Consider the following 13,671-nt stretch of genomic DNA (forward strand, 5'->3'; position numbering starts at 1 on the left):
GAGACCCCACCGAACGGGTGCGGGTTGCGGCGGCCGCCCGTGGGCTCGAGATCACGTTGCGCGAGCGACCGGCCGCGCGCAGCCTCGCGGAGGCGGCAGCGCTGCTGGATCTGACGCCGGCCGACATCGTCAAGACGCTCGTGGTGGCCCGCCATGACGGCAGCTACCTGTTCGCGCTGGTCCCGGGTGACAGCGCCATCTCGTGGCCCAAGCTGCGGGCGGTGGTGGGCGTGAACCGGCTGCGGATGCCGGAGCCTGAGCTCGCACTGGCGGCGACCGGGTACGGGCGCGGCACGATCGTGCCGATCGGCAGCACGCATGACTGGCCGGTGTACGCTGACGCGCAGATCGTCGGGCGACGCGTGGCGATGGGCGCGGGGGCACCCGACTACAGCCTGTTCGTGCAGGCCGATGATCTTATCGCGGCATACGACGCGACGGTCGCCGACATCACCCGGCCGATCGGCGAATAGCCCTCAGTAGGCCACGTCGGCCAATTGCAGCGCGATGTCGATGAGCCGCACGCGCGGCAGCTTGCGCACCGCCGTCAGCGGAAACCAGTCGGCGCGGTCGGTGGAGCCGCCGATCTCGGCGCGCAGCCGGCCGCCGGTGATCCGCGCGCGGTAGACGATGCGCAGCGTGTGCAGCGGCTCGGTGGCGGGGGAGATCCGGCGCCCGGGCGGGACGACGCGGGAATGGATGCCGAGCAGATCCCCCACCACGACCCGGTAGCCGGTCTCTTCGCGCACTTCGCGGCGCACGGCATCCACCGGATCTTCGCCGTCCTCGAGGCCGCCGCCGGGCATCGTCCAGGCGGGACGGCGCCCCTGAATCCAGTGCGAGAGCAATATGCGGTCATCCGCATCGACGATGACCGCATATGCGGCAACCCGGATGTCCATGCCTCCACTGTAGAACGGCCCACCCGGCCCGACGGATGACTAAAGTGCAATCAGGGAAGTGTCGTCATGACCTCGCGTGAGAAGCATCGTCACACTCGGGGCCAGCGCGTGCCCGACGCGCCCTCGCACGAATCCGCTCCCTCCCGCCGCGCCGCGCGTGCCCTGCCCAGGCCCGCCGGCCGCGTCACCCCCGACCCGACGCCCCGCGCCGGCCGCGGTTCCCGCACCGCACCGCACCGCACCGCGCGACTGGCCTGGCCGGCGGCGTGCTGGCTGTTCGTGCTGGCCGCCATCGGCGTCGTGCAGCTGGTGCGCGTGCAGTTCTTCGACGCCGCGGTGTTCTTCGTCGCGGCCGTCGCGGTGGCGCTGCGCGCGCTGGGGGTGCTGCCCGACCCGCACTCGCGGTGGCGGCTGCCGCTGCCACCGCTGGCGGGAGGAGCGGGGGTGCTGGGTGCGGCGATGTGCTTCCTGCCGCGGCATTCGCCGCTCATGCAGGTGCTGGTGGTGGCCGCGGGTGCGATCGCGGTCGCCTTGGCGTGGCCGGGCAGCACGGTGGCGCGGCCGGACGCGCCGACCGCTTACACCACCGGCATCCGCAATCTGGCCCTGGCCTGGGCGGCGATCGTGATCGTCGGGTGCGTGTGGGAGCTGATCCAGTTCATCGCCGGCCTGATCCACCCGGACGCGACCTCGTTCGCCCTCAGCGACCTGCTCAACCCCGCCGTGGCGACGGTGCCCGGGCAGATCCTGTTCATCGGCGTATGGCTGGCCGGCGGCGTCTGGCTGATGCGCCGCGGAGGTGCGCGATGATCGTGGTCAGCGCGATCGCCTTCCTTGCCTGCGGCGCGGCGCTGGCCGCCGCCGGGTGGGTGATCGGCCGACGCTTCGCCGAGGCGTCCGTCACCGCGATGTTCGACCGGCTGATGTCGACCGGCCCGGTCCGGATCGCGGTGATCGTGATCTGGTGGTGGCTCGGCTGGCACTTCCTGGCCGGCCAGACGCTGTGACTACTCCTCGGCGTCCAGGTCTGTCTGCAGCAGCGTCACGAGCGAGTCCAGCGCCTCGTCGGCGCCTTCGGCGTCGGACTTGAGGGTGACGACGGTGCCCTGCGCCGCGCCCAGACCCATCAGCGACAGGATGCTGCCGGCGTTCAGGTCAGGCCCGTCGGCCACGCTGATGGTGACGGGGATGCCGGCTTCTTTCACCGCGTTCACGAACAGCTTGGCCGGGCGGGCGTGCAGCCCGGAACTGCTTGCGACAGTGGCCTGACGTTCTGCCATTTCTTCTTCTCCTGCGTTCAGGCGGCGACGGCCGCGGGGCTGAGCACGACGGTAGCAGGCTCTGCTGCCTGCCTGCGCCGGACGAACTTCTTCAGGGCGATCAGAAGCAGTGCCGTCACGACCGCGCCGACGGCCAGCGCCACCACGAAGCCCCAGATCGGATCGATCGCGAAGAACACGAAGATGCCGCCGTGCGGGGCACGCGAGGCGACGCCGAACGCCATGCACAGCGCACCGGTGACGGCACCGCCGACCAGGTTGGCCGGAATCACGCGCAGCGGGTCGGCGGCGGCGAACGGAATGGCGCCCTCGGTGATGAACGACGCCCCCAGCAGCCAGGCGGCGGCGCCGTTCTCGCGCTCGACGGTGCTGAAGCCGCGACGGTACAGGACGGTGGATGCCAGTGCCATCGCGATCGGCGGCACCATGCCGGCGCACATCACGGCGGCCATGATGTGCAGGCTCGCGGCACTCTGACTGGCCAGGCCGGCCACGGCGAACGCGTAGGCGGTCTTGTTCACCGGGCCGCCCAGGTCGAAGCACATCATCAGGCCGAGGATGATGCCCAGCCCGATCACGCCGGCGCCGGTCAGACCGTTCAGGAAGTCGGACATGTGGGTCATCAGCCACGCGATCGGAGCGCCCAGAACCAGCAGCATCAGCCCGGAGGCGATGATCGAGGCCAGCAGCGGGATGATCACGACCGGCATCAGGCCGCGCAGCCAGCGCGGGGCGGCGGGCTTGCCGATCCAATAAGCGGCATAGCCGGCGAGTAGGCCGCCGACCAGGCCCCCGATGAAGCCCGCATTCATGAAGATCGCGATCGACCCCGCGATGAACCCGGGTGCGATGCCGGGCCGGTCGGCGATCGCGAAGGCGATATAGCCGGCCAGCGCCGGCACCAGGAAGCCCAGCCCGACGCTGCCGATCTGGAAGGCGGCTGCGCCCAGGTAGTACATCAGCCCCTGCGGCGGCAGCGACCACAGCGCGAAGTGCTGCAGCGTGTACACGGCGTTGCTGACGCCCGAATCGCCGTGGCCCAGGGCGATCGCATAACCGCCGAGCAGGAAGCCGATCGCCATCAGCAGGCCGCCGCCGGCGACGAACGGGATCATGTAGCTGACGCCGGTGAGCAGGATGCGCTTGATGTGCGCGCCGGCCGACTCGGTCGGCGCACCTGCGGCGGTCGCGGTCGCCGCCGTACCGGTCACCCGGTCGGCATGCGGGTCGGCCGCGGCGCTCACGGCCCGTGCGATCAGGTCGTCGGGGTGCTCGATGCCGGCCTTGACCGAGGCGCGCACGACCGGTTTGCCGGCGAACCGCTGCGGCTCGCGCACATCCACGTCGACGGCGAAGATGATCGCGTCGGCCGCATCGATGACGCCGGCCGGCAGCGCCTGGTAGCCGCTGGAGCCCTGCGGCTCGACGGTCAGCTCGACGCCGTTCTTGGCGCCCGCCGCAGTGAGCGCGTCCGCCGCCATGAAGGTGTGCGCGATGCCGGTCGCGCAGGCGGTGACGGCGACGATCCGCGGCGTGCGCCCGTCGATGGTCGGTGCGTTCGGAGCCGCGGCGGCCTCGTTCCTGGGCGCGGGCGCCGCGGCGGGAGCGGCGAGGGACTGCTCTTCGCCGATCGCGACGCGCACGAGGTGCACGACCTCATCGGCGGTGCCGGCCGCCCGCAGGCCGGCGGTGAACTCGTCCTGCATCAGGCTGCGGGCCAGCTTCGAGAGCACCGCGAGGTGCGCCTCGGCGGCGTCCGCCGGCGCGGCGATCAGAAAGACCAGGTCGGCCGGGCCGTCTTCGGCGCCGAAGTCGACACCGGGCTCAAGTCGTGCGAACGCCAGGGACGGCTCGCGCACGGCCGGGCTCTTGGCATGCGGAATCGCGATGCCGCCCGGCAGGCCGGTCTCGTCCTGCTGCTCGCGGGCCCACGCGTCGGCGAACAGCGCGTCGGCGTCGGTCGCCCTGCCTTGCGCGACCACCCGCGCGGCGAGCGCGCGGATGACGGCGGCCTTGTCGGGTCCGAGATCGTCGTCGAGACTGATCAGTGCGGTGGTGATGGTGTCTGCCACGGTGACCTCCAATGGTGCGGGTGGCTTTTCAGAACGGGAAGTGCTGCACCGGCAGGTCGTCGGTGGGCAGGTCTTGCGGGCGGGGAACGCGGGTTCCGGGCAGGGATGCCGCGGCCGCGCCGTGTCGGGTGGCCGAGACGACGCACTGCTCGGGCGGGCGGCCGGCCGTCTCGGCGAGCAGATAGCCGGCCAGCGCGCTGTCGCCGGCACCGACCGTGCTGCGCACCTGGATGCGTGGCGCCGCCGTCGCGAAGGCGCCGCCTTCGGTGACCAGCAGCGTGCCGGCGGCGCCCAGGGTGACCAGCGCCGCGCCGACCCGGGCGGGCACGAGCGTGCGCGCCGCGCTCAGCGACGCCGGCACCAGGTCGGCGCCGTCCGGGGCCATTCCGGTCAGTTCAGCCAGCTCGTCGTCGTTCGGCTTGATCAGATCGGGGCGGGCGTGCTCGACGACGGCCTGCAGTGCGGCGCCCGAAGTGTCCACCGCGACGCGGGGTGCGGCATCCTGCCACTTCTCGCGCACGGCGCGGATCAGCGTGACGTAGAAGTCGTCGGGAACGCTCGGCGGAAGGGAGCCGGCCAGCACGAGCCAGCGCGCGTGCTCGGCGGCGACGACCACGGCGGCCACCAGAGCGTCGGCCTCGGCCGGCGAGAAGGCGGTGCCGGGCAGATTGACCTTGGTGGTGACGCCGGCGGGATCGGTGAGGGCGATGTTGGTCCGGCAGTGGCCGGCGGTGGCGACGGCGCGCACGTCCAGCTGCTGGGCGGCAAGCGCCGTGCGCAGCGGGTCGTCGGCGGCCAGCGGCAGCACCGCGCGCGTCGGCTGCCCGGCGGCGGCGAGCACTCTCGAGACGTTGATGCCCTTGCCGCCGGCGTCTTCGCGGACGGATGCCGCGACCTGCACCTGCCCAGGCCGCAGGGGGCCGTCGAGCACGACGGTGCGGTCGAGCGCGGGGTTGACGGTGACCGTGACGATCATGCCGACCACACCTGCACCCCGGCCTCGGACAGCGCCGCCGCGAGCTCGGCGCCGGGCGCGGCATCGGTGACCAGCACGTCGATCTCGGACAGCGCCGCGAAGGTGACCAGCGACTCCTCGCCGAACTTGCTGGCGTCGGCGACGGTGACGATGCGCCGGGCCGAACGGACGATCGCGCGCTTGACGGCGGCTTCTTCCGGGTCGGGCGTGCTCAGTCCGAATCCGGCCGTGACGCCGTTCGTGCCGATGAAGGCGATGTCGGGCCGCAGTTGCTCGATGGCCCGGACGGTCCCGGCGCCGACCGCGGCGGCCGTGACGGTGCGCACCCGTCCGCCGATGACGGTCAGCGTGATGCCGCCGGCGGTCGCCAGCGCCGGCGCGAGCGAGAGCGAGTGCGTGACGACGTCGGCGTGCCCGTGGATCTCGTCGAGCCGGGCCGGCAGCAGATCGGCGACCGCGGCGGTCGTGGTGCCGGCATCCAGGAACACCGACCCCTGGAAGCTGCCGGCCAGCACGCCGAGTGCACGCCGTGCGATGGCCGCCTTGGCGCCGGCGCGATGGTGGATGCGTTCGGTGACCGATCGCTCGGCGACGCTGCGGGTGTGCAGCGTGACGGCACCGCCGTGCACGCGGCGCAGGGCGCCGAGCCGCTCGAGCGCATCCAGATCCCGACGGATCGTCTCGGTCGTGACCTCGAACCGGCGCGCCAGCTCGTGCACGCCCACCCGGCCGTCGTCGGTCAGCTGCTGCTCGATGATCTCGCGCCGCTCCGTGGCATACACTGCGTCCTCCTTCGGATAGCAACACGATACAACACAAATCAACACGCAACAACAGTTATTTTCTGTTGGATGTCGCGCGCGAAGCACACGTCGCCCCGGCTCGGGCGATGTCGGTCAGGAGGGGGTCAGCGCGGCGTGGATCCACTCCGCGCTCTCGCGCAGGCCGCCGAGCGAGAACAGGTGCACGCGCACCGACCCGTGGTGGCCTGTGTCGAGCCGTCCGGCGAGGGCGTCGAGGAACCGGGTGGGACCCACGCGCGGTGTCGGATCGTCCGGTGCGGCGCCGTATCGCTTCAACACCTCCTCCCCACGCGATGCGCCGACGCGCCGCGCGTAGCCGCGCAGCCGGGCCGGTTCGATGGGTCCGCAGAGCCCGACGCGGATCGGCGCGGTGATCCCGGCATCCCGGACCGCCTCGATCCAGGAGAGCGTGGAATCGACGTCGAGCACCATCTGGGTGAAGACCTCGGGCTGCAGGCCCTGCGCTGTGAGCTCGTCGATCTTGGCGTGCAGGGCCGTCCACAGCACGTCGGAGGAGACGGCCGGGTGACCGTCCGGGTGGCCGCCGACGCCGACGGTGACCGCGCCGTGATCGGCCAGTCGGACTGCGCGGATCACACTGAGAGTGTCGCGGTACGGACCTTCGGCGGGGTCGGGGTCACCGCCCAGGGCAAGCAGGTGACGGGAAGTGCCGTCGGCCTGCAGGCCGGACAGGAAGTCCTCCAGCGACGCCGCCGACACGATCCGGCGCGCGGCGATGTGCGGCACCGGGGTGAGCCCGTGCGCGGCGACCGCGGCGCTGGTGTCCCGGCGCAGCTGTGGGCTCTCGCCGGGCGCGACCCCGATGTTGACCCGGGTGCCCGGCGGCAGCAGCGCAGCGGCCGCCGGCAGCTCCGGAAGGCGGCGGCCCACCATGTCGAGCGAGCAGTCGTCCACGAGCCGGCGGAGGTCCATGCTGCCAGTTGACCATGGCCTAGCCGAGCATCGCCCGATCGTCGAGCTGCGCTCCCTTGACCTGCGCGAAGAATTCCAGGAGCTTCGGCACCGTCAGCTTCTTCTTCTCGTCCTCCTTGACGTCCAGCAGGATGCGCCCTTCGTGCATCATGACCAGGCGGTTTCCCACCTGCAGCGCCTGCTCCATGTTGTGCGTCACCATCAGAGTCGTCAGGTGATCCCGCTCGACGAGTGTCTTCGTGAGCTTTGTGACCAGCGCCGCACGCTGCGGGTCGAGCGCGGCGGTGTGCTCATCGAGCAAGAGGATCGCCGGTTGCGTGAAACTCGCCATCAGAAGCGAGAGCGCCTGGCGCTGGCCGCCGGAGAGCAGCCCTACGCGCATCTTCAATCGGCCTTCAAGGCCGAGCTCCAGCGTCTTCAGCTCTTCGGTGAACTTCTCACGTCGAGAGTTCGTCACAGCGATTCTGAACAGTCTGCGCTGCCCGCGCTTGAGTGCGAGGGCGAGATTCTGCTCGATGGTGAGATCCGGGGCCGTCCCCGCCATCGGGTCCTGGAACACGCGGCCGATGTACTTCGCTCGCTGATAGTCCTTCAGGTTCCGAACGGACTTGCCATCGATGTGCAGATCACCGGAGTCGAGTGGAATCTTGCCTGAGATGATGTTGAGCATCGTGGACTTGCCGGCGCCATTGGACCCGATGACCGTGACGAAGTCTCCGGCCTCCAGGTGCAGGGACACATCGCTGATCGCCACTCTCTCATTCACTGTGCCGGGAAAAAACGTCTTGGTCACGTTCTGCAGTGTCAGCATTACTCGACAAACCCCTTTTCGAGATAAGGCTTGGGCCGCCGGCTGGAAAACAGCTGTCGGAGCGAGGGGACCCGCTTGAGCAGACCCCAGCGCGGCAGGAGCAGCGCGGCAACGACGAGAACAGCGGAGATCAGCTTCATGTAGTTCGGGTCCACACCGACAGCCAGCGCCAGATAGATGACGAATCGGTAGATGACCGCACCGACGATGACCGCGAGGGTGGCCCACCACACTGCGCGCGCCGGAATGACGGCCTGACCGATGATGACCGACGCGAGGCCGACGAGAACCAGGCCGATGCCCATCGAGATGTCTGCAAATCCCTGGTATTGGGCGATCAGCGCACCCGCAAGAGCGACCAATGCGTTCGACAGGGCCAGCGTGATGATCGCCATGCGCGCCGTGTTCACCCCGAGCGAGCGGATCATCTCTTCATTGTTTCCCGTCGCCTGGATCCCGAGACCGTGATCGGTCGACAGGAACCAGTCCATGGCGAACTTGAGCACAAGGGCGATGACCGCGAAGATGAGGATGCTCACGGGGCCGCCCATGAGGTCGTTCTCCCGAAGGGGCGTCATGAGGGTCTCTTGCCGGAGCATGGGTATGTTCGCTCGGCCCATGATCGCCAGGTTGATCGACCACAGACCGATCATGGTGAGAATGCCGGCGAGGAGCCCGTTGATTCGACCCTTGGCATAGAGAAGGCCGGTGACGACGCCGGCGACAGCGCCGGCAAGCCCTCCGGCAAGGGTGGCAAGAACAGGCGGAGTGCCCGAAACCAGGAGCGATGCAGATACGGCGGCGCCAGTGGTGAAACTGCCGTCGACGGTGAGGTCTGGGAAGTTCAGGATTCTGAACGTCAGATAGACACCCAGTGCGACGATGCCATACAGCATGCCGAGTTCAAGTGCGGGAATCATGGTTTCGGGCCCTCCGGGTCTCGCGTCGCTGACTACTCGATGACCTTGTCGGCCGTGTCGATGAACGACTGCGGGATCTCAAGACCCATGCGCTTGGCAGCTCCGAGGTTGATCGTCAGCGGCGGTGCGTCAGCCTTCGGCATCTCGACGGGCATGGACGCAGGGTCCTTCCCGTTCTCCAGGATGTCGAGAGCCATCTGACCGGTCTGATAGCCGATCTGGGAGTAGTCGAGCCCCACGGTCATTACACCGCCGGACTCGACCTGAGTCGCATCGGCGACGAACATGGGGATCTTGTTCTTCTCGGCGTACTGGACGACGACCTCGATCGCAGAGCCGACCCCGTTGTCTGTCGGAACCCAGATGGCATCGACATCGCCGAGCGAGGCGACCGCCTGCCCCAGCTCGCTGGGGTTGGAGATCGTGGCCTCCTTGATCGTCAGCCCGAGGTCGGCCGCGGCCTCCTTCGCGATCGCGACCTGCACGGCAGAGTTGACCTCACCCGAGCTGTAGGCGACTCCCACGGTCTTCGCGTCCGGGATCATCTTTCGGACGAGCCCGATCTGCTCGGCGACCGGGTTGAGGTCGCTCACGCCCGTCACGTTCGCCCCAGGCTTCTCCCAGCTGTCGACGATGCCGGCCGCCTCAGGATCCGTCACCGCCGTGAACACGACCGGGATGTCGGTGATGGCTTGTGCCGTCGCCTGTGCGGCGGGCGTGGCGACAGCCAGGACGAGGTCGAGATCCTGTCCCGCGAACTTGTTCGCGATCGTGACGGCCGTGGCCTGCTCGCCGTTCGCGTTCTGCTCGTCGAACTTGACGGTCTCGCCATCGATGTAGCCCGCGTCGAAGAACGCCTTCTTGAAGCCCTCTGTGGCTGCATCGAGGGCGGGGTGCTGCAGAAGCTGGTTGATGCCGATGTTCAGCACCTTCGCGCTTGCGTCGTTGGAGCCGCCATCGTTGCCCGCTCCGCCACCTGCGCAACCGGCAAGGGCCAGTGCGCCCGCGGCTGCGGCGGCAATGCCGGCTAGCCATCGATTCATTCTCATCTCTATCCTCCTTGATAGGGGTTCTGTGATTGCATGGCTGCACCGCTCACCGAATGCCCCACCAGGGATGCCTTCGGCCGGTGCTCGCTATTCGGTTGTGTCGTATTCCCTCAGAGAACTCAGCGTTCGCATGGCGGTGAGAAACACGTCATTCATTTCTGAGTTTCCAACGGTCACCCGAATGCCTTCGCCGATGAAGGCGCGGGCGAGCACTCCGCGCTCCCACAGCTGCTGATGCACGAATGCGGTGCGCTCGCCGGTCCGCAGCCAGATGAAGTTGCCGAACGAGTCGAACGTGCTCCATCCGCCATCGCGCAATGCATCGGCGACGCGAGACCGTTCGGATATGACGTAGTCGACTCGCTCCCGCAGCTCCGCTTCCGCATCGAGCGATACCAGAGCGGCCTTCTGCGCGAGGGCGGTCACGCCGAAAGGCAGGGCCACTCGGCGAAGGTTCGCCGTGATCTGCTCAGGGGCGATTGCGTACCCCACCCGCAAGCCGGCGAGGCCGTAGGCCTTCGAAAAGGTGTGCAAGACCGCCACATTCTCATAGCGGCGGAAGAAGTCGAGCCCGTCGGCGGTCCCTTCACCGTTGTTGAAATGCACGTACGCTTCATCGATCACGACGAGGACTTCTCGTGGAACCGTCTGGAGGAACGAATCCAGTTCGTCCTTCATGACACACGTACCCGTCGGGTTGTTCGGACTGCAGACGAGGATGAGCTTCGTCCGATCAGTGACGGCGGCGGCCATCGCGGGCAGGTCATGGCGCCCCTCGCTCGTCAGCGCGATCGGCACCGGGGTCGCACCCGCGATCTGCACGAGCCGGGGGTATGCCTCGAAGGACCGCCAGGCGAAGATGACCTCGTCGCCCTCACCCGCGGCAGCGGCGATGAGTTGAGTGACCACTTCGGCAGACCCTGAGCCGAGAGCGATCTCTTCCGGGTTCACCGCAAGCCGTGCGGCCAGCCGCGCAATCAGCTCGGTGGCGGCGATCTCCGGGTAGAGATGGAGACTGTCCATGAGGCCGCCCAGGGCGTCTGTCACTGCGGGAAGAGGGGGAAACGGGCTCTCATTCGACGAGAGCTTTATCGCGCCTGCATCCGACCTCCCCTGCACGTACCCGGGAAGCTGCGCAACAGCGCTTCGCTGCCTGATCATTGCGATGACACCGTCCTTCCGCGGGGGCTCAGGTGATGGTTGCCGAAATGGTCGGCCGGGACGCCCACCCTGCACTGGCGCGAGGGGCGGAGGGCCACAAGACTGCTTCGCCATTGTGGTTCTGGTGAGCCCTTCCATTCATTGTGTAAGGCTCAACACTGAAAGTAAATCACTATAGAATGAAGATGTAGTTCGATCGCACCGAAGAATTTCGGGAAGCGCCGCGATGGTCGAACAGCGCGAGGTCACGTGGACTGGGGCATCCTCGCCGGGTGGAGGACGTGTTCGCGCAGAGTTCGGGTGACCTCAGGGTTCGAAGACCTTGCCGCGATTGAGGATGTTCTGCGGGTCGAAGACGGCTTTGATCTGCCTTTGAATGTCGAATTGGTCGTCGCCGAGCTCAGCTCTCAGCCAGCGTCTCTTCAACACGCCGATACCGTGTTCGCCCGACAGTGTGCCACCGAGCGTGAGGACGAATGTGAACAGCTCTTCGGCAGCGTGCCAGACCTCCTCGGGAACGGTATCGCCCTGGAACACGAAACTCGGATGCAGATTGCCGTCCCCCGCATGGCACGCGGTAGGGATCATGAGTGCGTACTTGCCTTCGAGTTCGGCGATCTTCCGGAAGACGGCCACCATGTTTTCACGCGGCACAGCGACATCCTCCACGAGCATGGTTCCCATCGCCTCCAACGCCGGGAACCCCTGCCGCCGCACGTCGACCAGGCGCTCGGACTCGGCCGGGTCCGTCGTCTGCTCGGCCGTCCCTCCCGCGGAAGTGATGATGTCCAGGACCGAACTCGACTCCTGCACCGATGCGGGTCCATCGCATTGCACGAGGAAGTAGGAATCTCCCCTGCTGATGAGGTCGCTGCCGGTGAATCGACTGACGCATTCCAGCGTCCTCCGGTCCAGGATCTCCATGATCGCCGGCTGCAGGCCGGCGGCGGTGATACCGGCCGCGGCCGTTGCGGCGAGCTCGACCGAATCGAAGAACGCTCCGATGGTCACCACGGTCCCGGTGACCACCGGGCGCAGTTTGAGCGTGCATTCCACGATCACACCGAGCGTGCCTTCGGAGCCGATCATCAGCGCGCACAGGTCATAGCCGGTCACTCCCTTGACCGACTTGTGGCCGAGTGAGATCAGCCGGCCGTCGGCGAGGACGACTTTGAGCGCCAGTACCGCTTCCCGTGTGACGCCGTACTTGGCACAGAGCAAGCCGCCGGCATTCATAGCGATGTTCCCGCCCACCGTGGAGATGTCCTTGCTCGCGGGGTCGGGCGGCCACCACAGTCCGTGCTCCTGGAGCCGCCTGTTCAGGTCTCCGTTGAGTATTCCCGGTTCCACGACTGCATACTGGTTCGCCGGCGAGATCTCCAGGACGCGCGTCATGCCTGTCGTGGAGAGGACGATTTCCCCGGCCCCGGCGATCCCGCCGCCCGCGAGCCCCGTCCCCGCGCCGCGACTGACGAGCGGCGTCCCCGTCGCCGAGGCGATGCGGCAGGCGGTCTGCACGTCGTCGACAGAAGTCGCCCGAACGACGGCCAGCGGCACGCCGTCCGCGACGCGACCGGATCGGTCTCGACGGTAGCGCTCAAGAACGTCTGGAGTGGTCTCGACCTTTCCGGGCAGCGCCCGGGTCAACCGCGCCACGACGTCCATTCAGTCCTCCACAACGCGCGCGGGCGTGTCAGTCGGGACGACCTCCGCCGGCGCGAGGGAATCGGCATCCCGTTCGCCCTCGCGAGGTTCGACGGATCTCGTGTCCCGGCCCATCAGGCGGCGGATTCCCGTCACGCTCCCGCCGGCGATCCGTCGCAACGGCGGCTGCAGACCGCTGGGCAGGAACCGGAGGATCAGGAACACCGCGCCACCGTAGAGAAGCGGGTCAAGGGCAGACCCCACCCCGACGGGCACCGAGGGGTTGCTCGCGACGGCGGTGAGCCACTGGCTCAGAACGGTGACCACGACGGCGCCGAGCAACGCCCCGTAGGGCGAAGCGAGGCCGCCGACGACCACGATGATGAGAAGGAGCACGGAGAGCTGGACGCTGAAGGCATCCGGTGAGAGGAAGCCCAGATAGGTGGCATACAACGCCCCGCCACCGCCGGCGAGCATCGCGGCGAGGACGAAGGACCTGAGGCGATAGCCCGCCGACGGGATCCCCAACGCCTGGCTGCCGCTGTCGTCCCGGCCGACGGCGCGAAACGCCCGACCCGTCCGGCTGGTGGAGAGATTCGACGCTCCGACCAAGACGACAAGGGCGACTATCCAACAGAGGATGTAGAACGGGGTCCCGATCATCGGTTCGCCGAACAACGTGATCAGGGGAACGCCGGGAAGGCCGGTGCTCCCTCCCGTGACACCGATGAGGTTGTTCGCAAGGTCAGCTACGATCATCGCCAGTGCCAACGTGGCGACCGCCAGGTAGTGTCCGCGCAGTTGGGTGAGCGGCCAGCCGATGGCGAACGCCACGACGCCGGTGATGAGCACACCGATGATGATCGCGGGGATCACCGGCAGATGCGCCTTGACCGTCAGAATGCCCACTCCATAGGCCCCGATCGCCCAGAACGCGCCCTGACCGAAGGAGACCTGTCCGGTATCCCCCATCATCTGCTGAAGGCCGACACCGGCGATGACATAGAGCGCACAGAGCGCGCCGATGCCGATGAGCTCCTCCGGCAGGACGACCGGCCCCACCACGATGATCACGAGGACCAGGAGCGGCCCACCCCACAGCTCGATTCGCCGACGATCG

At 68.2% G+C, this 13,671-nt stretch carries 15 protein-coding genes; 3 read left to right on the forward strand and 12 right to left on the reverse strand.

Features of this window, described 5'->3' with window-relative positions; translation table 11 throughout:
* Nucleotides 1–17: 17 nt before the first annotated feature.
* On the forward strand, nucleotides 18–473 hold the full coding sequence (locus tag ABD705_RS01100) for an aminoacyl-tRNA deacylase (RefSeq protein WP_344780408.1): 456 nt from the start codon (nucleotides 18–20) through the stop codon (nucleotides 471–473).
* 3 nt (nucleotides 474–476) lie between these two features.
* Here ABD705_RS01100 and ABD705_RS01105 read toward each other — a convergent pair whose 3' ends face one another.
* Nucleotides 477–902, reverse strand: coding sequence for an NUDIX hydrolase (locus tag ABD705_RS01105; protein ID WP_344779649.1), 426 nt, complete (start codon nucleotides 900–902; stop codon nucleotides 477–479).
* Between the two features lie 66 nt (nucleotides 903–968).
* Here ABD705_RS01105 and ABD705_RS01110 point away from each other — a divergent pair, with 66 nt between their 5' ends.
* Both ABD705_RS01110 and ABD705_RS01115 read left to right on the forward strand, forming a co-directional pair.
* Complete coding sequence (locus ABD705_RS01110; RefSeq protein ID WP_344779651.1) at nucleotides 969–1,712, forward strand: hypothetical protein; 744 nt, start codon at nucleotides 969–971, stop codon at nucleotides 1,710–1,712.
* Nucleotides 1,709–1,909, forward strand: a complete 201-nt coding sequence (locus tag ABD705_RS01115) for a DUF6186 family protein (protein WP_344779653.1) — start codon at nucleotides 1,709–1,711, stop codon at nucleotides 1,907–1,909. Before ABD705_RS01110 ends, ABD705_RS01115 begins: the two co-directional genes overlap by 4 nt.
* On the opposite strand, the gene ABD705_RS01120 is transcribed toward ABD705_RS01115, so the two are convergent.
* The 11 genes from ABD705_RS01120 to ABD705_RS01170 form a co-directional block, all read right to left on the reverse strand.
* Entirely contained in the window at nucleotides 1,910–2,182 is a 273-nt protein-coding gene (locus ABD705_RS01120) for an HPr family phosphocarrier protein (protein ID WP_344779655.1), read from the reverse strand.
* Between the two features lie 17 nt (nucleotides 2,183–2,199).
* Nucleotides 2,200–4,254 carry a PTS fructose transporter subunit IIABC gene (locus ABD705_RS01125; RefSeq protein WP_344779657.1) on the reverse strand — a complete coding sequence of 685 codons (2,055 nt, stop codon included), beginning with the start codon at nucleotides 4,252–4,254 and terminating at the stop codon, nucleotides 2,200–2,202.
* Between the two features lie 28 nt (nucleotides 4,255–4,282).
* Entirely contained in the window at nucleotides 4,283–5,230 is a 948-nt protein-coding gene (locus ABD705_RS01130) for a 1-phosphofructokinase family hexose kinase (protein WP_344779659.1), read from the reverse strand.
* A complete protein-coding gene (locus tag ABD705_RS01135) occupies nucleotides 5,227–6,012 on the reverse strand; it encodes a DeoR/GlpR family DNA-binding transcription regulator (RefSeq protein ID WP_344779661.1) in 786 nt (261 codons plus the stop codon). Before ABD705_RS01135 ends, ABD705_RS01130 begins: the two co-directional genes overlap by 4 nt.
* Nucleotides 6,013–6,126: 114 nt before the next feature.
* On the reverse strand, nucleotides 6,127–6,966 hold the full coding sequence (locus ABD705_RS01140) for a methylenetetrahydrofolate reductase (RefSeq protein ID WP_344779663.1): 840 nt from the start codon (nucleotides 6,964–6,966) through the stop codon (nucleotides 6,127–6,129).
* A 19-nt stretch (nucleotides 6,967–6,985) separates the two neighbouring features.
* A complete protein-coding gene (locus ABD705_RS01145) occupies nucleotides 6,986–7,777 on the reverse strand; it encodes an ABC transporter ATP-binding protein (RefSeq protein WP_344779665.1) in 792 nt (263 codons plus the stop codon).
* Nucleotides 7,777–8,697 carry an ABC transporter permease gene (locus tag ABD705_RS01150; RefSeq protein WP_344779667.1) on the reverse strand — a complete coding sequence of 307 codons (921 nt, stop codon included), beginning with the start codon at nucleotides 8,695–8,697 and terminating at the stop codon, nucleotides 7,777–7,779. Before ABD705_RS01150 ends, ABD705_RS01145 begins: the two co-directional genes overlap by 1 nt.
* 32 nt (nucleotides 8,698–8,729) lie before the next feature.
* The gene (locus tag ABD705_RS01155; protein WP_344779668.1) at nucleotides 8,730–9,746 is read right to left on the reverse strand and encodes an ABC transporter substrate-binding protein; all 1,017 of its coding nucleotides are present in this window, start codon (nucleotides 9,744–9,746) and stop codon (nucleotides 8,730–8,732) included.
* Nucleotides 9,747–9,833: 87 nt separating this feature from the next.
* Nucleotides 9,834–10,907, reverse strand: coding sequence for a histidinol-phosphate transaminase (hisC, locus tag ABD705_RS01160; RefSeq protein ID WP_425562003.1), 1,074 nt, complete (start codon nucleotides 10,905–10,907; stop codon nucleotides 9,834–9,836).
* 306 nt (nucleotides 10,908–11,213) lie between these two features.
* A complete protein-coding gene (locus ABD705_RS01165) occupies nucleotides 11,214–12,572 on the reverse strand; it encodes an FAD-binding oxidoreductase (protein ID WP_344779672.1) in 1,359 nt (452 codons plus the stop codon).
* Complete coding sequence (locus ABD705_RS01170; protein WP_344779674.1) at nucleotides 12,573–13,625, reverse strand: branched-chain amino acid ABC transporter permease; 1,053 nt, start codon at nucleotides 13,623–13,625, stop codon at nucleotides 12,573–12,575.
* Between the last annotated feature and the right edge of the window lie 46 nt (nucleotides 13,626–13,671).

It is taken from the genome of Microbacterium kribbense (genome assembly GCF_039537285.1).
Classification (GTDB): Bacteria; Actinomycetota; Actinomycetes; order Actinomycetales; family Microbacteriaceae; genus Microbacterium; species Microbacterium kribbense.